A 19,067-nucleotide genomic window follows, 5' to 3' on the forward strand; every position below is an offset into this window, starting at 1 on the left:
CTGGTATGACAGCCAAAAATAACGAGAACCAGACGCGTTCGGCGGAGATGGATGCCGCCGTGCAGCTGGTGCGCCAGGCCAGGGAGCAAGGGCTGGCGTTGACTGGGCCGCGTGGCCTGTTGAAGCAGTTCACCAAGACGGTGCTGGAGACCGCGTTGGACGAGGAGATGAACGAGCACCTCGGTCGCGTTAAGCACGAGAAAACGTTGGACGGTCGTGCGAAGAATGCACGTAATGGCACCACGAGTAAGACGGTGACGACCGATGCGGTCGGCCCGGTCGAGATCACGGTGCCGCGTGATCGGGATGCCTCGTTCGAGCCGGTGATCGTCAGGAAACGGCAGCGCCGCTTGAATGATGTGGATGAGGTGGTGCTTTCCCTGTACGCGAAAGGTTTGACGACCGGGGAGATCAGCGCGCACTTCCAGGAGATATACGGGGCGTCCGTCTCGAAGGAGACGATCAGCCGGATCACCGACCGGGTGGTCGAGGAGATGAACGAGTGGTCCTCGAGGCCGCTGGACCAGGTGTATGCGGCGATCTTCATCGACGCGATCGTGGTCAAGGTGCGTGACGGGCAGGTCGCCAACCGGGCGTTCTACGCGGCCATCGGCGTCGGCCTGGATGGTAACCGGGACGTGCTCGGCATCTGGGGGTCACCCGCGTCGGAGGGCGCGAAATACTGGCTTTCGGTGTTGACTGATCTGAAGAACCGGGGTGTGGCGGACGTGTTCTTCCTTGTCTGTGATGGTTTGAAGGGCCTGCCCGACGCGGTGGAAACGGTCTGGCCGCTGGCGATCGTGCAGACCTGTGTCATCCACCTGATGCGCAACACGTTCAGGTACGCGTCGAAGAAGGACTGGGATGCGTTGAAACGCGACGTGAAACCCATCTACACTGCCGCCACACCAACGGCGGCCGAGACCGCACGCGATCAGATGCTCGACCACTGGTCAAAGAAGTATCCGGCTATCAGGAGTCTGTGGCTCAACGCGTGGGAACGGTTCATTCCATTCCTGGACTACGACGTGGAGATCCGCAAGGTCATCTGCTCGACCAACGCGATCGAGAGTCTGAACGCTCGGTTCCGCCGCTCCATACGCGCCAGGGGGCACTTCCCCAACGAGCAGGCCGCCCTCAAATGCCTCTACCTGACCGTCCGCTCCCTGGACCCGACCGGCAGAGGTCAGGTACGATGGATGACACGATGGAAGCCCGCATTGAACGCGTTCGCCATCACCTTCGCCGACCGCTGGCCGGACGGAGACAACCAATAATGAAAACCGCCAGTTACACACTTAATGAGATAGTCCCTGGTCACCTGACCCTCCTTGCGGTAGGTCAGGTGTTGCAACGATCACTAGAACTCGCCGGGGTGCTAAGTCCGCCGTTGATGCAGACGGCAACGTGCTCGCCGCTTATGCTTCCCATGTCGCCTTGCAGAAGGCAGAACGCCCTGTTGCTCCCAAGCCTGCCAAGCCAGGCCCGGGTGCGAATGTTCCCCCTGCTGCTTCGAATTCTTCCGGATTCAACGGCCGGATGGGAAAAACCGGTAGCGCCGTGATGGTCATCGTCTTCGCCATGCTGTGCTTGGTCGGTGTCGGATTGGTATTGAAGAAATTCGGTCGTGGCCAAGCGTTGCTCGCAGCCTTTTCCGAAAAGGCGGTGCGTCGATGAACATGACAACGCTTCGTAAAGGATTTGCCGTGGCCGTAGCCACGGTACTTGCCGCATCCATGAGCTTCATGATGGTGCCAAAGAACAAGGCGTACGCCGCCAACATCACCCCAACCGCAGGCAGCATCTCCGCACAGGTGCTCAGCCGAGTGCCCGCCGTGGAAAGCGCCGTCGGACGTACCATCGCCGTCAAGGGCACCGTACCGGTGAAAGGTTTGGCGGGCAAACAATCTGCGTTGGTACGCGTCAGCGTATTCGGTGCCGCGCAAGACACGGTGGTGAATGTGACTGGCACTCCGGCTCTGAGCGTCACATCCGGACATGATGCTTCGGCCACGGTGCTCGCCCCCGTATCAAACGGTACAATCGCGGTTGCCGCAGATCATGACGCCACCATACGCGTGGAAGTACTTGCCACATTTGCGGATACCGAAAACGCGCCAGGCATGACCAAGGCTCTGGCTACGCCGACCACCCGCGCAGCAGTCGCGCTGGCCGAAACGGCTGCCCCGGTCGCCATCAACGGTTTGGGCGGCGTGCCCTCCGACGATGTGCGCGCAGCATATGTCACTGCGGACATCACCCTGCCGGCCGCAGGCAATGTGACGCTCGGTGGTCAGCAGCTTTCATTGCCTGCCGGCCGTAGCCTCGTTTCCACCATTGTGGTGCCCGATGCGCAAACCGGTGCGGTGAACGTGACTTCCTCCGTTGGCGGCAGTGCGACGCTGACGGTGCGTGGTTGGGTCAGTGGTTCGGCCGCCCAAACCGAACACGCGAACGTGAAAGGCAGCTTCGTGCCCGCGACGAACGCCGCATGGCAGAAGATCTCCGCCACCGACACCGCCAACGGGTCGGTGAACCTGCCTGGTTCCGCGGATAAGCAGTTCACCGTCGCCTTGGTCAGCGCCAGCCAGGATACTTCGCTGGCCGACGGAACACAGCGCGAGCGTACCTTCGTGGATGTTGGCGAAAGCATTCGAGGACGATCCCATGGCGTAGTGGTTGATGCGTCGAACGGTGCACTGCCGCAGCTTGAAGTCGTGGAGAATCCGCAGGGCGCGGCCACCGTGGCTGCACGCGGCGAAGCCATTACCGGCCACGTGCTCGCCTTGGGTGATGTTTTGGGCGATGCGGTGCAAGGCGGTACGGCCGACGTGACCATCGAAGCCTCCAACGCCAACAATGGTGCGGTTGATCTTGCACAAGAAGGCAACGTGGAACTCACCGGTACGGTGACTTCCGATGCTGCCGTCGACAGCGTGAAGGTGTACGGCAACGGCACGTTGATCGGCACAGCTGCTGTGCAGTACGACGCCACCGGCAAGGCGAGGTGGAACTTGAACGTGGCTGCGCCGAACAGTGGCGACGTTGATTACAAAGCTGTGGCTGAAACCCGAGGCGATGCCAAGGATGATGCTTCGGTGAAGGTGAACGTCACCCTGCCGGATGCGGACGATACCGTGCTCGCATCCGAAACCAAGGTGCTCGACGAAGCGGCGCTCGCCGCCAACCCGGTGCTGGCGTTGACGGACAACACCGTGACCTTCGCCAACGAACCCACCTTCGCCATCGGTGACATCATCGTGGCTGGCGTAACCGACAATGCGCCCGAAGGGTTCCTGCGTCGTGTCAAGGCCATCGAGCACACCGATGCCGGCTGGGTAGTGACCACCGAACTCGGCTCGCTGACGGAAGCGATTCTGCAGACGGATACTGCGCAGGATAAAGCCGTTATCGATAACGATACGCAGGTGGAAACACCGGCGGGCGACGATGGTCCGGTACAAGCGACCATCACCGATGCGCAGGTACCGAAAACTCAGGCTCAGGCTTATCGTATGAGCCGTGTGAGTAGCTCTGGAAGCGAGGAACTTGAATCCTCCGCCGGGGTCTCCGTCTCATGCTCGTGGACTTTTGCGAAGACAGAGAATAGTAATCCCAACGCCGATGACACTGTGACGAACGGTTGCATGGGCGACGACGATGACGAGGAAAGCAACGGCAATAACAACAGTGGCAATGACACCGACACGGATGGAAGTTCGCTTTCCGCAGGCGTCAAGCTTGCGCTTGAGGCTAGTGCGAAATTCGGTCTACGCTTCAAGTTGAAGGTGACATGCGACTGGAATTGGTTCCTTCCCGACCCGGAGTTGCAGGAGTTTAAGGCCGCTGTCTTCGGTGAGCTCGATGCCAAGCCCTCTGTTGATCTTTTCGCCTCCTACGAGTCCAAGCCTTTCAAAAAGGAATTGGCAAAGATTAGCCCGGCTCCGGTGAGATTCACCGTGGGGCCGGTCCCGGTGGTAATCAAACCTTCCATCCCGCTGAACCTTGAAATCACGATTACTGCTGAGGGCAAGGTCAGCTACGCTGTTGAGATCAAGCGCGGCTTCGAAGTGGGGCCTGCCTATTCCAAGGATCGTGGATGGTATCTGATTTCCGATCCAAGCGAAGATGTGGATTTCAAGAATCCCTGCAACGTCTCGGCATCTGTCGAAGCGGCTTCGCCGGTCAAGCTCAGCCTCGAACCTGAAATCATGCTGTACGATACTGCTGGTCCCAAGGTCGAGATGAGTGCTGAGTATAAGCCCAGTATCAAGGTGACGGTCGAAAAGGATGACAACGATCGTCAGACTGCTTCGCTGGTGGTCGATCAGAGCACGAAGGTTAAGGCCGCCGCATCCGTGGTTCTTAAACTGCCGGTGATCGATAAGAAACTTGCCGAGTTGGAAGTGGCGAGTTGGGAGAAGACCTTCGATCTTGAAAAAATCAACATCCAGTTGCATAATTTCGGGGCGTGCTCCACGGATCCCGAGCCGGGTAATGGCGGTAACGGCAGTGGTAGCGGTGGTTCCGAGGGAGGTTTGGAGCTCCGCACGGTACAGGGCAAAGTAACCAGCGCGGTTACTGGTCTTCCCATTTCCGGCGCTTACGTCAAATTGGTGAACACTGAGAACTCGCAACAGACGTTTGGACAGTATTCAGGGTTTGACGGTTCGTACTTGCTGGGCATGGTTCCGGATGGCAAGTACCAGCTGACTGCTGTTAAGTTCGGATATACCGACTATGAGTCGGAAATAACGGTTGACGGTAACGAGGCGGCGAACATTAATATGATTCCGCCAACTTCGTCGACCACCGAATACAAGGCGGTGCTGTCGTGGGGCGAGAAGCCTCGTGACGAGGATTCCCACTTGGTGGGTTCTGATGGCACGTCGGCCCCCTACCACGTGTACTACGGTAACAAGGACGCTTATGATGCGAACGGCAACCGCATCGCATGGCTTGATCACGATGACACCACGAGTTACGGTCCGGAGACGTTGACCTTCGATGTCAACTCGAACGGCACCTACAACTACTACCTGCACAATTATTCCGGCGAGGCGCCGCTGAACACTTCCGGTGCCAAGGTGGAGCTGTGGAAAGGCAATACGTTGATAAAGACGTACACCATTCCCGCGGATTGGAGCGACCAGAACATCTGGGGCGTCTTCAGTATCGTGCATGGGCAAGTGGTTGATTTCCAAGGCACCGACGTGCCGTCGCAGGCAGATGCCCGGTCCGTGACGCCTGCCAATCCGCTCGACGGCATCGAGCAGTCGCTCGCCAACTTGCCGAAGACGCAGTGATTGGCGACATCACCGGAACGCCTCCGTATCTGCACGGTGCGACAGGTCGGTGATGACGTGACGCCATCATGACCACAACGCATGGCCCCGATTGCACCCCGTACAATCGGGGCCATGCGCGTTATGGAATAGGGTGGTGGTGTCCGAATCCTTGCTTTTGTCTACCGGTCTGCACGCTGTCACGAATGCCTTGGTAGGGTCGGGTACGGCATATGTCACATTCACGGCGGGTAGCGCGTGATACGGCATCGATGAAGGGCTGCGGACGTTTTCTTGGAGATGGTCATGCATCCGTTCCTTGGCTTTGCCTGTATTGTACCGAGCTCATCCAATCGAGCGACTGCTTGATGCGATCATGGTCGTACCAGTGAATGTACTCACCAATCAAATCGAGCACTTCATTGCGGGTGCGTTCTTCCCAACGCTCGGGGTAGACGGCCTCGGTCTTCATCCTGCCGAAGAAGCCCTCCGCGGCGGCGTTGTCTGGGGGAACAGCCCTTAGCGCTCAGCGAACGCGTCAAGCCGAAACGTTCCATGAGCCCCAGCCATCCGGCCACCGGTAATGGCACCCGCGATCGGAATGGACTAGGGGCCGCGCACCTTCGGGCAGCGCTGCGACCGCTTTCTCCAGCATCCGGTTGGTGAGCCCCGCGTTGGGATTGAACTCGGCTGTGTACGCGACGATCTTGCCGTCGTGGCAGTCGATCATCGGCGACAGATAGACTTTGCCGTCGGATGCCTTGATCTCGGTGACGTCGGTGAGCCACTTCTCGTTGGGGTGTTCGGCGGTGAAGTCCCGGTTTACGAGGTTGCCGGGCGCTGGAGTCGTCTCGCCCTCGTAGGAACCGTACCTGCGCCGTCCGGACGCATGCGCCACGAGCCCGTCCTCGGCCATGATTCGGCGGATCACCTTCTCCGAGACTCCGGTCTTGAGCTCGACCTTGATCCTGCGGTACCCGTAACGGGCTTTGGAGGCGGCGAACACGTCGGTCACCTCAGCCCTGAGCCCGGCGTATTTGTCAACGCCGAGTCTGACGCGGTGGTAGTGGCAGCCGCTCGGCGCGATGGCGAGCAAGCAGAGCATCGAGTTGAGCGAATGCATCGGCCTCATCCGGTCGATCAGAATCGTCTTCTCCTGGTTCTACAGGCGCCTCAGGTCGGCGCCGGGGTCTTTTTTACGACGTCCACCACCCCCATCAATGTGTTCTCCAACTCCAATTGGCGACCCTGCGGCGCAACGCCTCCCTGTCGTCGCCATCGGCATCGACGCTCCGGCCGAACGGCATGCAGGCCGGTTTGCCATTCTGCGCGGCGTTCCTGTTTTCGGGGATCAAAGCGGCCATTCCGCCCTCGCGGTACATCTTGACCCAATGGTTCACGGCGCCTGCGCTCACGCCGAGCTCACGGGCAGCCTGTTTCTGCCGCATGCCGCCCAGCACCAACTCGATCGCCTTCTGCCGTGTCTCCAACGGGATGATGGGTTTCCTCACGTTCCCAGCATAACGGGGATCCTTCGCCAGTCACCGTTCCAGGCATTGCCTGGTCGGATAACCCAAATTCTCGACTATCTGGGCCGTGGTCATCGAAGTCGTGAAATACAACTCCACCGCACGTTCCCGCTCCTCAAGACTGAACACACGAAAATCCTTTCGCTCAATCTCCAAGAAAACGTCCGCAGCCCCCAATCTCCAATCTAACGGGTGTTGCACTTTTATTTAGACAACGGAGTTACGTATGTTGGATTTGCGCGACATACAATGGGACATAATGGTGACTGTGGAATGAGATGGATGCGATGTCGGGTGAGTGTCTCAATGATCGGGTCAAAGGATATTGCTCTGGCCGTTCACTCCATGCAGATGGAGGGCGGTGCCGTTTCCGTTGCATTCACGGACGATGCCAGGGATTACGCGAGGGGGCTGATCGATCCCGCCGAGTTGGTGACCCGCACCCGGCGGTGCTATGGGCTGGAAGGCTTGTGATCAATCTGCTATGGATTGGGATTCTGCTTGCAAGGAAATGCTCCGAGAGTTTGGCGGATACAATGAGGAATGTGTCGAAAGGTGGTGTGTGATGACGGCTGTGGAGGCTTTGCCTGTGTATAAGAAGGCCAAGGAGATCGCGCAGAGCCGTGGTGAGAACCTCACGTCGCTGATTGGCGCGTATCTCTCCGGCTGTGTCGCCGCCGGCTACGGGCCTCGCCGTGTGGTCAAGGTCAACACCGTGCGCAGGTTCGATCGTTCTGAGTTCGGACGTGCGATCATGCCCGCCGATTGGGATGATCCCGAGGATGCGATTTATGACAACGCCTGATATCAGGCCATATGATGTGTGGCTCATGTGGGTCGAATACTAGGGTGTGTTTACCCTATTTAAGGCCTTTCGCTGTTTGGTGTGGGTAAATCCGGTCAGGCGGTGACTGTTTTGAGGTCGAGTTTGCCGCAGGTCAGGTAGATCATGGTGGAGAAGTAGTCCATGTTCCTGAAGCCTCGGGCGCGGGTCTTGACGTGTTGGATGATGCTGTTGAGCCCTTCGAGGATCGCGTTCGTGTATGGGTGGTCGAAGCAGGCGAGGATGTCGTCCCAGTGCCGGCGGAACTGTCTGGCGAGGGCCTGCATCGGTTCCAACCGGGAATGCATCATCCATGAGCACAACGACTTGAACCCCGCCTCCGCCTCCATCCGGCTGGCGCTGTCGGCGTAGATGTCCTGCAGGGTCTCGCGCATCCCGCACGCCCGTGCGGTCTTCAACCGTTGTTTCGCAAGGTTGCGCTTGACCTCCAGCTGCGGATCCGTCAGGCCCGCCTCGGTGCTGAGCCACACGTACTTCGTGTTCCTCGGCACCGGCCTGTCCCCGGCCTCGGCCTTCCCGACCTTGTCGACGGCCTCGTTGGCGTGCTTGATGACGTGGAACTCGTCGATGATCCTATGCGCGTGGGGCAGGCGCTCGCGGATGCCCTTGGCGAACCCCGGGCTCATGCCGCACGTCACCGGGGAGACCCTGTCCGGGTCGCCGTTGTGGTCCATGAAGTCCCGCGCGAACTCCTTGACGGTGTTCGAGTCCTTGCCGGGGACCACGCAGACCACGTTGCGCCCCGTCAGGTCGGCGACCACGGTGATGTACCTGTGGCCTTTGCGGCTGGTCTCGTCGATGCCGATGGCCTCCACGCCCGTGTAGTCCTCGTAGAGCCTGGCCTCGTCCACGTAATGGCGGATGAACCGCCACAGCCTCGTGTCGTGCTCGCCGACCTGCGCCGCGACGTCCGCCACCGGCTGCGTCTTGGCGAGACCATGGCCTCGAACAGGAGCGTGAACCCACTGCCCGGCCTCGCCCACGGCACCGGAACCGTCCTGACGCCATGGGCCGGCCAGGCCACGCGCGGCACGAGCGCGTGGATGTAGGCCTCGTACTGGAAGAAGTCCAAATGGCGCCACGTGCGTTCCGCCGTGTCGTGAACCGGGCATGACTCCTCCCGGCATTTCGCCTCGGGGCAATGGAACCGGGAGCCGGTACCGTACCCGACCGTGATGCGCAGCTCCCGCTTGCCACCGAGCCGCGTCCCTGAACGACACGTCGATGACCTTCCACGGGTCGGCGAGTTGCAGGGCGGCGGTGGACAACATCGTGGTATCCATGCCACCCAAACTACCCCGCCGTCATCACCTACCGGATGGCTTACCCACACCAAACAGTGAAAGGCCCTATTTTAAGTTTTGCGTGAAATTGCCGTATGTGTACGCCGAGGTATGACCTCACGCTTGACCGGTTCATGAGGGTCGCGCATCTGTTGCCGCGCCAGCGCGGCAACGTGGCGGTCGACAACTACACGTTCGTCAACGCCCTGCTGTGGATGTGCCGCACGGGAGCCCCGTGGAGGGACCTGCCGGAGCGCTACGGCAAGTGGGTCACCGTCTGCCAGCGGTTCGACCGCTGGTCCAGGAACGGCGCGACAGGGCGCCTGTTCACGGCATTGCAGGAGGAGCGGATCGTCGGGGTGGAGATCCGGGTGCCCGCCATGGACTCCACGGGCGTGAAGGTCCACTAGCACGCGGCCGGGCGCCGAAAAAGGGGATTCCCGGTCCGTCGGCGTCTCCCAGGGAGGGCGGAACACCAAAGTCCGCGTGGTATCCGACGGCGAGAGCACGCTCGTCGAGATCCATCTGAGCCCGGGCGACGAGCACGACGCGGCCCACGGGCGCCGCTCGATGGCCGCGCTCGGCGCGTTCATGGGCGCGCGCCCGCTCATGGGCCGCGCGTACGAGGGGGATCCGACCCGGCTGCCGCCGAGTCGTTCGGCCTGGCGGCAGCCGTGCCGCCCAAGAGGAACCGTACTGCCCCATGGGATTACGACAGGGAGGCGTACAAGGGGCGGAACATGGTCGAACGCGTCTTCAACCGCATGAAGCACCACCGCAAGGCCTCCACCCGCTACGACAGGCTCGACGCCACCTTCCTCGCCGACCTCCAGCTCATCCTCATCGCCGTCTACCTGAAAAAACCAGCCAAAACCCAACTAGTGTAAACTCACCCTAGGATCATCCAGGCGTCGGCAAAACGCGCCCGGTCGTCATCGCTGAAGTCGACGACGGTGGCGTGTTCGGTATCATCGTCAAAGTCACTGGCAACATCAATTGGAATGAGCCAGGAGATGTCTTGCTGACGGACTGGCGGGAGGCTGGTTTGCTCAAACCTTTGCTTGTCAGATGCGGTCAACGTTACGAGTTCTTGCCCGGCGATCTGTACAAGTGGTTCAGCTCGCTTTCGGACACTGATGCCGCGTGGGTCGCGGACGGCTTGGAAGCCACCAGCGATGCGTTGCCTTACAAGCGAAGTAGATGACACAGGCTTGACACAACTGTTGATCCTAAACGATGGTGACACAATTTTGCGTCAGTAGACACGCCAAAGAAATGTTGAAATAGCAATGATTACGAAGGCTGACCAATCTGAACAATAAACTCAGCCACAGTCTTTCCGTCCTTCGGGAATGCGGTTGGTCACATACGCGTTCCATTATCCCCCACGGGCCTACATGGGATCCGGGGGATCCTCCCATTCGGGCGCGTGCCGTGCGTTGCGTGCGGGGATGATGGCGGCCTGACGCGGGTGCATCCGCGGGTGCGGGTGCGTGTCACGGATGAGGCGGATGAGGCGGGGCGTATCACAGCAGGGCGGCGATGGACCGTTCCATCTGCTCCGGTGTGGTCCGCGAGCCGAACCGCGCGACGACGCGGCCGGTTCTGTCGATGAGGAACTTGGTGAAGTTCCAGGCGATCCGTCCCGTTGCTCCCGGCTGGCTTTTCAACCAGACGTAAAGTGGGCCGGCGTCCTTTCCGTTGACCTTGATCTTCGCGAACTGGGGGAAGGTCGTGTCGTAGTGAAGCGTGCAGAAGTCATGGATCTCCTCCGCGGTCCCCGGAGCCTGCCCGGCGAACTGGTTGCAGGGGAAGTCCAGGATTTCCAGACCCCGCGTGTGATACGTGCGGTACAGCTTCTCCAACCCCTCGTACTGTGGCGTGAACCCGCACCCCGTGGCGGTGTTGACGATGAGAAGGACCTGACCCCGCCATTGGGACAGGTCGCGCTCGCGGCCGTCCCGGTCTCGGACGGTTATGGCATAGACGTCATTGGATGGCGTGCCCGCCGATGGCGTGCCCAAGTCGGCGCCCGCTTCCGAGGTGCCTCCGCTCGAGGTGCTTCCGCCATCAGTGCTGTCGTTTCCGGTGTTCTCGTTCATCAGGCTCTCCCGTCCGAGGAATATGGTCATGTCTGCACTATGCCTGCACTATGCCTGCACTATGTCTGCACTATGACTCTGCACCATGACTCGCCCGCGTGTTGTGCGCCTTGGGCGGAACCCCGCATTTCGCATGGACATGGGTTCGCATGGACATGGGCATCGTGCCTGCCGGCGCCGCCTGCCGGTGTAATGTCCGAAGAAGTTCGCCGAACGGATGTGCCGGAGGGCCCGGTGCCGGTTTCGTATGACCGGATGGTGCCGATGGGCGTGGAGGTGGTTCCCCTGTGACGGGATTGTCGGCTCTGACGCTTCTTGTGGTGCTGGTGGCGGGTATCGGCGCGGGTTTTCTGGGATATGCGGTGGGTGCGTCGTCATTGGTCTCCTATCCGGCGATGCTGGCGTTGGGCATCCCTCCCGTGGTGGCGAACGCCACCAACACCGTGGGCGTCATCGGAACGGGTATCGGCGGCGTCCTGGGGGCGCGGGCCGAGCTTCGCGGGCAGCGCCTGCGCGTTATCACGTATGTTCTTATCGGATCGATCGGCGGCGTGGTGGGTGCCCTTCTGCTTCTGGGCTTCGATCCCAGGGTGTTCGAACTGGCGGTTCCCCCGTTGATTCTTCTCAGCGCCGTCGTCATCGCCGTGAATCCGCGCGGCAGAAGCCAGTCGAAGCAGGCCGTCCGTGATGCCGAAAGACAGCTGTCGCAGGTCGGGGATGACGGTTTCCTGCCGTCACGGACGGTCGAGGACGGCCGATCGGCGATGATTTCTCCGGATGGTGACGGAGTCCGCCCGCTGTCCTCGGATTCATGGTGGGTGTGGCTGGCCGTATCGGCCGTGGCCGTGTACAGCGGATATTTTGGCGCGGGAGCCGGAACCCTGGTCCTGGCCGTGCTCGATGCGGGCCGTGTCGGTCCATTCCATAAGATCAACGCCCTCAAAACCGTGATCGGGGCCGGTGCGAACGTGACGGCCACAATCGTTTTCCTTACGCGCGGCGTGGTCGATTGGCCGGCGGCCATCGTGATGGGGATCGGCTGCTTTGTGGGAAGCTACATCGCCCCGCCCATCACGCGCCGGATTCCCGCAAGGGTGATGCGAGGGGCCGCGGTGGCGGCCGGTGTGGCGCTTGCGGCGGATCTGGCCTTTCGCGCATATCGTTGAGGTCCGTTCGGGACGGTCCGACGGTGGCGGCCGGCTGGATCGGGAACCCGGCCGAGCGCGTCAGGCGCGTATGCGTATACGCCAAATGCGTATATACCGCGTATCTGATATGCTTAATTGTTTGTTCACAGGCCAGCGCATTCGGCGCTATGGTCTGACATGTAATGTGAAAGGCTATCGTGCCGAATCTTCCTTATGATTCTCAGTCATCCTCCCATGCCGACGATGACGTTCAACCCGTCTCCTTCGCCGAACTAGGCGTCCCCAACCCGCTGGTCGCGGCTCTTGCCGATGACGGTAAGACCAGCGCATTCCCCATTCAGGCCGACACCCTCCCCGATTCGCTGGCGGGACGTGATCTGCTGGGCCGTGGTCGGACGGGTTCCGGCAAGACGCTGGCCTTCGCCATCCCCATGGTCGCGCGTCTGGGCTCCGAGGATATGGGCGCATCCGCGATGAAGGAGGCCCGCCGCGCCCGCGACGACTCCCGTGGAGGACGTTCCCGCGGGCCGTTGCCCCATCCGCGTGGACTGGTTCTTGAGCCGACCCGCGAGCTGGCCAATCAGGTCGACGAGGTCATCCGGTCCCTTGCCGAGGTCTACGGCATGCGCACGGCCACCGTCTATGGCGGCGTCAACCAGAGCCGCCAGGTGCGTGAGCTGCGCGCCGGAGCCGACATCGTCGTGGCGTGTCCCGGACGGCTGGAGGATCTGCTCCGGCAGGGGCTTCTGAGTCTCGAGTCGGTGGAGGTCACTGTCCTGGACGAGGCCGATGAGATGGCCGACATGGGCTTTCTGCCCGCCGTCGAGCGTCTTCTCTCGCAGGTCGATCCCGAGGGCCAGCGCATGCTGTTCTCCGCGACGCTGGATCATGGCGTCGATCAGGTCGTCAGAAAGTTCCTCCATGATGCGAAGGTCCATGCCGTCGACTCGGCCGACGCTCAGGTGGACACCATGACGCACCATGTCTTCGCCGTCTCGCAGGGCAACAAGCATGAGGTGATCCGGCAGCTGGCGTCGGGGACCGGACGGCGGATACTGTTCACGCGGACCAAATACCAGGCCAAGAACATGGCCCATAAGCTGGTTCAGATGGGAATTCCGGCTGTGGATCTGCAGGGAAACCTGTCGCAGAGCCAGCGAGACCGGCATCTGGCCGCCTTCACCAGCGGCGAGGTGCGCGTGATGGTCGCCACGGATGTGGCGGCGCGTGGCATAGACGTCAGTGATGTGGAGCTTGTGGTGCAGACCGAACCGCCCGAGGATCCAAAATCCTTCCTTCATCGTTCGGGTCGAACCGCTCGCGCCGGCGAATCCGGCGATGTGGTGACGCTGGTGCTCCCCCAGCAGCAGCGCGATGCGCGTCAGATGCTGCGTCGTGCCGGCATCCATGTGAATCCCGTGCAGGTGACTCCGGGATCCGAGGAGATCGAGAAGCTTGTCGGCGAGCATGCGCCCCTGGTGGAGGACTGGGAGCTGTCGTCGGCTCCCGTGGCCCGTGGCCAGGGGCATCGTGGGGGAGGATCGAGATCCCGCCGCGGTTCCCGTGGATCGCGCGCAGGCTCGCGTTTCGTGCGTGACGGTGAGCGTGGCGGTCGTGGCCGTGGCGACGGGCCTCGTCATGAGGGATCCGACCGCAGGGAGGATCGTGGCGGTTCCGGTGATCGGCGCCGTGACGGATATCGCGGCTCTCGCGATGACGATGGACGCAGGGATTCGCGCGGATACGGCCGCGGCCGCGGATCACGCGACGGATCCGCAGGGGATGGCCGTACGGAGCGTACGGAGCGTCGCAGCCGTTACGACCATGACGGTGGCGGCCGTTCGGACCGTTACGACGGCGGTCGTGACCGTCGGGACGCTCCGCGCCATGATGGCGGCGACGGCGGTCGGCGTTCGGGACGGCCGTCGTTCTCCCGGCGTTCCAACTCGTCCGCAGGAGCCCGTGGGAACGGTCGTTCAGGCGGCCGCCGCGGTCAGCGCTGATTCAGAAGCGCGAGGTAGTCGCCGTATCCTTCGGCGGCCATCTGGTCGCGGGGAATGAACCTCAGCGAGGCCGAGTTCATGCAGTAGCGCAGGCCGCCCCGGTCGTCGGGTCCGTCGTCGAACACGTGGCCGAGGTGGATGCCCGTCCCCGCCGACCGCACCTCGATCCGAGGCCGTCCGGGAATCGAGTCATCCCGGCGTTCCGTCAGCGACGCGGGATCGATGGGACGGGAGAACGCCGGCCATCCGCATCCCGAATCGTACTTGTCGCTGGAGAGGAACAGTGGCGTCCCGCTGAGGACGTCCACGTAGATTCCCGGAGAGAACTGATGGTCGTACTCGTTGTCGAAGGGGCGCTCCGTGGCGGAGAGCTGCGTCACGGCGAACCGTTCGGGATCAAGCGACCATGCCTTCTCGACCCATCTCTGCCGCTCGGCGACGCGGAACATGGCGGCGAGGGATATATGGCAGTATCCTCCGGGATTCTTGTCCAGATAGTTCTGATGGTGCTCCTCGGCGGGGAAGAAGTTGCGCAGGCCCTCCACGACGATCGCCGGCGTCCGGCCGGTCAGCGCGGCGACGCGATCGACGACCCCGTCATAGACCGTGCGCTGCTCGTCGTCGGTGAACAGCATGGAGCTACGGTACTGGCGCCCTACGTCGTTGCCCTGCCTGTCGACGCTGAACGGATCGATCACCTCGACCATGAGAAGCGCCAGGGTGCGGAGCGTCACGCGCCGGGGATCGAAGTCGACGCGGACGGTTTCGACGGCGTCGGTGGACCCCGAGCACACCTGATCGTAGCTGGGCGAGTCGATGGTCGACTGCGCGTAGCCGACGGTGGTTCCCGTCACGCCCTCGATGCGGCCGAGATACGCCTCGAGTCCCCAGAAGCATCCTCCGGCCAGATAGGCGGTTCGCCGTCCGGATGCGGTGTCGGCGGTGGCGTCGACATCGGCGTCATGGGCGCCGGGGGCGTGTGCGGGCTCGTTGCCGCGCGTCGTGGAATCGTCGTGAGGCTCGGCATCGTGGACGTCATGGTTCGTGTTGTTGCGGGTATGGTTCTCGGACATAGCCACAGTATGGCATTCGTGTGCGCGGATGTCCCGGATTCTTCGCTTCCGGAAGAGTGCGTAGACGTCCGCGCGTATCCTTGGTCTGCGCGGAAAGGGCGGTGCGAGGTTGTCTGATATGGGAGAGGACTGGCGTGCGGAGCAGGTTGGGTCGCGCGGGGGATGGAGACGCGGGTTCCCATCGCGTGCGGCGACGTCCACTTATGGGGCCGTGCGCGACGAGGACTCCGGCGCGGGGCACGCGGTCGTCTCCGACGCCGATCTGCGCCGCGTCGGGGGACAGGCGTATCTGCGGAGCATCGAGATCCTCGTCGCGCACAGGCTTCACGGCCTCACCCGCGGATATGACGACAACGGGCTGCTGGTGCTGCGTTCCCAGGTCAGCGTCGCCGAGGGGTTCTCCGATGACTATTCCGTCAAGGTCGTCATCGACGAGGATCCCGGCGCGATCGTCTCATCGCAGTGCACGTGTCCCGCGGCGGCCCGCAACCATGGCATGTGCAAGCATGTGATCGCTCTTGTCCGCACCTTCAACGACGATTCCGCCTCCTTCGCCCGGGTGGGGACGTCCATTCCGGTGCCCGCGCGGCGTGGGTCGCGGTCGGCCGGCACGTCGGTCGCGCTTCGGCGGTTTCTGTCGGAGGAGACCCGTCGTGAGCGTCACGAGATGCATGAGCGTCAGGTCCGACTTCTGCGCGTCGTGGGCGCGATGTCCCATGAGAGTGGCGACGCGGCTTCGGGCCCTGCGGGGCATGCCCCCGATTTTCGCGAGGAGGGTGGCATAACCCTTCGACCGCGTCTGTCCAGGGGCCAGGGTGGATGGCTGGTCCGTCTCGGCATATCCTCAAGCGACGGCGCGTCCTATGTGGTCAAGGACGTGTCCGCCTTTCTGTCGGCCGTTCGCGACGGGGATAGGGTGGAGTACGGGCGCCATCTGGCGTTCGTCCATGAATCCCGGATGTTCGACGGACTGTCGCGCGAGCTTATCGACATCATCGATCGGGCGCAGTCCATCCGCAGGGCGATGTCCGGCGGATATGGCGTCCATCCGTGGCGCTCGTCCCAGACGGGCCGTGGAGGCATGCTTCTCACCGACGAGGAGACGTGCGAGATCCTCGACCTGTACACCGATGCGGACGCGACGCTGGGCTATGCGCCCGAGGACGGCGCGGCAGCGGATTACGTCCAGGTGCGTGTGGTCGACGGCGACCCGGATATGGGCCTTGTCATCACGCCGGCCGAGGGGCCGGAGGCGGCACCGGGAAGCTACACCATCGCGCATCGGCGGTGCATCGATGACGTCATCCCGAGCAGACGCCGTGGTTTCGTCGTCGTGCGGGACGCCGGATACGCCGTGGACCCCGCAGCGCGATCCATCGAGATACACCGTGCCGGGCGTGAGTTCATATCGCATCGTGATCTCATCGACGTCCTCTGCAGTCCCGTCGATTCCTCGGACATGACGGTCGCCGCGGGCGACGTCGATCAGTTCTCCCGCGTCGTGCTTCCTCAGCTGAAGCCCCAGGGCGGGACCGGGATCATCGCGGCGACCATCCCTCCCGAACTCGTCGGCCGGCGCCGGGAGCCCTGCGTGATCGAGATCTATCTTGACCGTGATCGCAGCGGGGTGACATGCGATCTGCAGGCCCGCTATGGCCGACGACGTTTCGCGGTGTTCGACGGATCGCGCCCCGACGACCCCGTCGAGCGGGACACGGCCACGGAGCGTCTTGCGGTGGAGGCCGTTCGCCAGTATTTCCCACGTCCCGACGGTCCGGTGGCCAGAATTCCCGACGACGATGACGAGGCCATCCATGAGCTCATCACCCAGGGGGTGACGCTGCTCAGACGGGTGGGCACCGTGTTCTGCACATCCGCGTTCGATGGACTGACCAGGTCGTCCCGCGTGACGATCCGATACGGGTTGTCGCTGTCGTCCGGTCTGGTGGAGATATCCCCGATCGCCGACGACGTCGATCCCGCCGACGTGCCCGGGATTCTGGCGTCGTTGCGTGGAAAGAAGCGTTTCCATCGCCTGCGCAACGGCTCGTTCGTGGAGCTCTCCAACGTCGATGCCCGATCCATCGATCGCGTTTCGGCCGATCTCGACCTTGACCGGTCGGATTTCGATGGCGGCTCGGTGGATGTTCCGCTGTTCGAAGGCTTCTATCTCGCGGCGAACTGTGACGAGGGCGACCAGTCGCGGGAGTTCCGGGCCGCGATGCGTCCTTTGACGGAGGTGGCCCCCGACGCGTATCGCATCCCCGACTCCTTCTCGGGAAGCCTTCGGCCGTATCAGATGGAGGGATTCCGTTGGCTCAACGCCTTGTGGGACAAGGGATTCGGCGGTGTGCTGGCCGATGAGATGGGATTGGGGAAAACCGTGCAGCTTCTGGCGCTGCTCGCGGCCCGCACCCCGACGCCGTCCACGGGGGAGAGGAGGCGCACCGCTGCCGACGCACCGCAGATCGCTGTACCGCAGGTCGCTGTATCGCAGGTCGCTGTATCGCAGGCCGCCGCTGAGTCCGGGAATCGGCATGCGCATCTTATCGTGTGCCCGGCCTCGCTGGTCTACAACTGGACGGCGGAATGCGCGCGGTTCGCGCCGAAGCTTCGTGTGGTGGCGGTCGCGGGGAGCAAGTCGTCGCGTCGGTCGATCCTCGCTGACGCGGAAAAGTACGACGTCATGGTCACCTCCTACGACCTTCTGCGGCGCGATGTCAACGATTATCACGGAGTGCCGTTCCTGAGCATGACTCTGGACGAGGCTCAGGCCATCAAGAACCACACCACGAAGGCCGCGCGGGCGGTGCGGTCCATCGACGCCCTCCATCGTTTCGCGCTTACCGGAACGCCGATCGAGAACAGGCTGGCGGAGCTGTGGAGCCTTTTCGACGTTCTCGATCCGGGGATGCTGGGGCGGTACTCCCATTTCCGCGAGGTCTTTGATCTGCCGATCATCAGCGGCGACGAGGAGGCTCAGCGGCGTCTGCAGAATCTTGTGGAACCCTTCATTCTTCGTAGGCGCAAGGCCGATGTCCTCGATGATCTGCCCGACAAGATCGACAACGTCATCACCGTGCGGCTGGAGGGAGCCCAGCGGCGCCTCTACGCGGCGTTGGAGCAGCGCCTTCGCGCGACGATCTCGCATGATGACTCCGCGTTCACGCAGGAGGGCCGTATCCGGGTTCTGGCGCAGCTCACCCGATTGCGTCAGGCGTGCTGCGACCCGCGTCTGGTGGACGACGATGCCGTCGTCGCAGCCCAGGGTGACTGCGCCAAACTCGACGCCATCACCGATCTGGTGTCGTCGTGCCGCGACGAGGGCCGGAAGATGCTGGTGTTCTCGCAGTTCACCAGTTTCCTCGATCTCATCGGCGAGCGGCTGGACCAGCTGGAGGTGCCCTACGACGTGATCACCGGATCGACCGCCAAGAAGCGGCGACTGGATCTGGTGAACTCCTTCAATACAGACGACACCCCGGTGTTCCTCATCTCGCTGAAGGCCGGCAACACGGGATTGAACCTGACCGGCGCGAGCGTGGTGGTCCATGCGGATCCCTGGTGGAACGCCGCCGCCCAGGAGCAGGCGAACGACAGGGCGCACCGCATCGGGCAGACGCGTGACGTCGATGTCTACCGGCTGGTCGCCCAGGACACCATTGAGGAGAGGATCATACGGCTGCAGCAGGCCAAATCCGTTCTCGCGTCGCGTTTCGTGGACCAGGCCTCGTCGGATTCGGTGGCGCCTCTATCCTCGCTGACGCGCGAGAGTCTGCTGGCCATGCTCGGCGCGTAGG

The 19,067-nt window shown here is 62.5% G+C and carries 16 protein-coding genes and 1 pseudogene; 11 read left to right on the top strand and 6 right to left on the bottom strand.

The features are described from left to right. Nucleotides 1-5 precede the first annotated feature (5 nt). The 3 genes from BMIN_RS04865 to BMIN_RS04870 all read left to right on the top strand — a co-directional run bounded on the left by BMIN_RS04865 (nucleotide 6) and on the right by BMIN_RS04870 (nucleotide 5,306). Nucleotides 6-1,277 (top strand): IS256 family transposase, encoded by a 1,272-nt coding sequence (locus BMIN_RS04865; RefSeq protein WP_022861949.1) that lies wholly within the window; start codon nucleotides 6-8, stop codon nucleotides 1,275-1,277. A 130-nt stretch (nucleotides 1,278-1,407) separates the two neighbouring features. Further along, the gene (locus BMIN_RS08575) at nucleotides 1,408-1,677 is read left to right on the top strand and encodes a hypothetical protein (RefSeq protein ID WP_152595259.1); all 270 of its coding nucleotides are present in this window, start codon (nucleotides 1,408-1,410) and stop codon (nucleotides 1,675-1,677) included. Continuing rightward, nucleotides 1,674-5,306 carry a carboxypeptidase regulatory-like domain-containing protein gene (locus tag BMIN_RS04870; RefSeq protein WP_081648058.1) on the top strand — a complete coding sequence of 1,211 codons (3,633 nt, stop codon included), beginning with the start codon at nucleotides 1,674-1,676 and terminating at the stop codon, nucleotides 5,304-5,306. Before BMIN_RS08575 ends, BMIN_RS04870 begins: the two co-directional genes overlap by 4 nt. Before the next feature lie 283 nt (nucleotides 5,307-5,589). Here BMIN_RS04870 and BMIN_RS08960 read toward each other — a convergent pair whose 3' ends face one another. The 3 genes from BMIN_RS08960 to BMIN_RS08970 form a co-directional block, all read right to left on the bottom strand. Then, nucleotides 5,590-5,757 (bottom strand): IS3 family transposase, encoded by a 168-nt coding sequence (locus BMIN_RS08960; protein ID WP_238565624.1) that lies wholly within the window; start codon nucleotides 5,755-5,757, stop codon nucleotides 5,590-5,592. 66 nt (nucleotides 5,758-5,823) lie between these two features. Further along, complete coding sequence (locus BMIN_RS08965; RefSeq protein WP_238565625.1) at nucleotides 5,824-6,408, bottom strand: IS3 family transposase; 585 nt, start codon at nucleotides 6,406-6,408, stop codon at nucleotides 5,824-5,826. A gap of 94 nt (nucleotides 6,409-6,502) precedes the next feature. Further along, a complete protein-coding gene (locus tag BMIN_RS08970) occupies nucleotides 6,503-6,796 on the bottom strand; it encodes a helix-turn-helix domain-containing protein (RefSeq protein WP_238565626.1) in 294 nt (97 codons plus the stop codon). Between the two features lie 324 nt (nucleotides 6,797-7,120). Here BMIN_RS08970 and BMIN_RS04890 point away from each other — a divergent pair, with 324 nt between their 5' ends. After that, entirely contained in the window at nucleotides 7,121-7,288 is a 168-nt protein-coding gene (locus BMIN_RS04890; RefSeq protein ID WP_238565627.1) for an antitoxin VbhA family protein, read from the top strand. A gap of 91 nt (nucleotides 7,289-7,379) precedes the next feature. Next, nucleotides 7,380-7,619, top strand: coding sequence for a hypothetical protein (locus BMIN_RS04895; RefSeq protein WP_152595217.1), 240 nt, complete (start codon nucleotides 7,380-7,382; stop codon nucleotides 7,617-7,619). 95 nt (nucleotides 7,620-7,714) lie between these two features. Here the strand turns inward: BMIN_RS04895 and BMIN_RS04900 are convergent. Further along, nucleotides 7,715-8,941 (bottom strand): annotated as a pseudogene (locus tag BMIN_RS04900) (ISL3 family transposase). 95 nt (nucleotides 8,942-9,036) lie between these two features. Between BMIN_RS04900 and BMIN_RS04905 the strand changes: the two are divergent. The 3 genes from BMIN_RS04905 (at nucleotide 9,037) to BMIN_RS08075 (ending at nucleotide 10,145) form a co-directional block, all read left to right on the top strand. Continuing rightward, complete coding sequence (locus BMIN_RS04905) at nucleotides 9,037-9,351, top strand: transposase (RefSeq protein WP_033395690.1); 315 nt, start codon at nucleotides 9,037-9,039, stop codon at nucleotides 9,349-9,351. A gap of 264 nt (nucleotides 9,352-9,615) precedes the next feature. Beyond that, on the top strand, nucleotides 9,616-9,828 hold the full coding sequence (locus BMIN_RS08725; protein ID WP_162138765.1) for a transposase: 213 nt from the start codon (nucleotides 9,616-9,618) through the stop codon (nucleotides 9,826-9,828). 71 nt (nucleotides 9,829-9,899) lie between these two features. After that, the gene (locus tag BMIN_RS08075; RefSeq protein ID WP_051126402.1) at nucleotides 9,900-10,145 is read left to right on the top strand and encodes a hypothetical protein; all 246 of its coding nucleotides are present in this window, start codon (nucleotides 9,900-9,902) and stop codon (nucleotides 10,143-10,145) included. Nucleotides 10,146-10,467: 322 nt separating this feature from the next. On the opposite strand, the gene BMIN_RS04920 is transcribed toward BMIN_RS08075, so the two are convergent. Continuing rightward, nucleotides 10,468-11,073, bottom strand: coding sequence for a glutathione peroxidase (locus tag BMIN_RS04920; RefSeq protein ID WP_022861608.1), 606 nt, complete (start codon nucleotides 11,071-11,073; stop codon nucleotides 10,468-10,470). Between the two features lie 257 nt (nucleotides 11,074-11,330). On the opposite strand from BMIN_RS04920, the gene BMIN_RS04925 reads away from it, so the two are divergent. Next, complete coding sequence (locus BMIN_RS04925) at nucleotides 11,331-12,209, top strand: sulfite exporter TauE/SafE family protein (protein ID WP_022861607.1); 879 nt, start codon at nucleotides 11,331-11,333, stop codon at nucleotides 12,207-12,209. Between the two features lie 179 nt (nucleotides 12,210-12,388). Then, entirely contained in the window at nucleotides 12,389-14,194 is a 1,806-nt protein-coding gene (locus BMIN_RS04930) for a DEAD/DEAH box helicase (protein ID WP_022861606.1), read from the top strand. Here the strand turns inward: BMIN_RS04930 and msrB are convergent. Continuing rightward, nucleotides 14,185-15,267: a peptide-methionine (R)-S-oxide reductase MsrB gene (msrB, locus tag BMIN_RS04935; RefSeq protein WP_022861605.1), complete on the bottom strand. Its 1,083-nt coding sequence runs from the start codon at nucleotides 15,265-15,267 to the stop codon at nucleotides 14,185-14,187. The two genes, BMIN_RS04930 and msrB, sit on opposite strands and share 10 nt — an antisense overlap. A 118-nt stretch (nucleotides 15,268-15,385) precedes the next feature. On the opposite strand from msrB, the gene BMIN_RS04940 reads away from it, so the two are divergent. Continuing rightward, the gene (locus BMIN_RS04940; protein ID WP_022861604.1) at nucleotides 15,386-19,066 is read left to right on the top strand and encodes a DEAD/DEAH box helicase; all 3,681 of its coding nucleotides are present in this window, start codon (nucleotides 15,386-15,388) and stop codon (nucleotides 19,064-19,066) included. Nucleotide 19,067 lies beyond the last annotated feature (1 nt).

It is taken from the genome of Bifidobacterium minimum (genome assembly GCF_000741645.1).
Classification (GTDB): domain Bacteria; phylum Actinomycetota; class Actinomycetes; order Actinomycetales; family Bifidobacteriaceae; genus Bifidobacterium; species Bifidobacterium minimum.

Coding starts and splice junctions, on each gene's coding strand:
- BMIN_RS04865 (WP_022861949.1), top strand. CDS start 6: ATGACAGCCAAAAATAACGAGAACCAGACGCGTTCGGCGGAGATGGAT.
- BMIN_RS04870 (WP_081648058.1), top strand. CDS start 1,674: ATGAACATGACAACGCTTCGTAAAGGATTTGCCGTGGCCGTAGCCACG.
- BMIN_RS08960 (WP_238565624.1), bottom strand. CDS start 5,757: ATGAAGACCGAGGCCGTCTACCCCGAGCGTTGGGAAGAACGCACCCGC.
- BMIN_RS08965 (WP_238565625.1), bottom strand. CDS start 6,408: ATGCATTCGCTCAACTCGATGCTCTGCTTGCTCGCCATCGCGCCGAGC.
- BMIN_RS04890 (WP_238565627.1), top strand. CDS start 7,121: ATGATCGGGTCAAAGGATATTGCTCTGGCCGTTCACTCCATGCAGATG.
- BMIN_RS04895 (WP_152595217.1), top strand. CDS start 7,380: ATGACGGCTGTGGAGGCTTTGCCTGTGTATAAGAAGGCCAAGGAGATC.
- BMIN_RS04905 (WP_033395690.1), top strand. CDS start 9,037: ATGTGTACGCCGAGGTATGACCTCACGCTTGACCGGTTCATGAGGGTC.
- BMIN_RS04920 (WP_022861608.1), bottom strand. CDS start 11,073: ATGACCATATTCCTCGGACGGGAGAGCCTGATGAACGAGAACACCGGA.
- msrB (WP_022861605.1), bottom strand. CDS start 15,267: ATGTCCGAGAACCATACCCGCAACAACACGAACCATGACGTCCACGAT.
- BMIN_RS04940 (WP_022861604.1), top strand. CDS start 15,386: ATGGGAGAGGACTGGCGTGCGGAGCAGGTTGGGTCGCGCGGGGGATGG.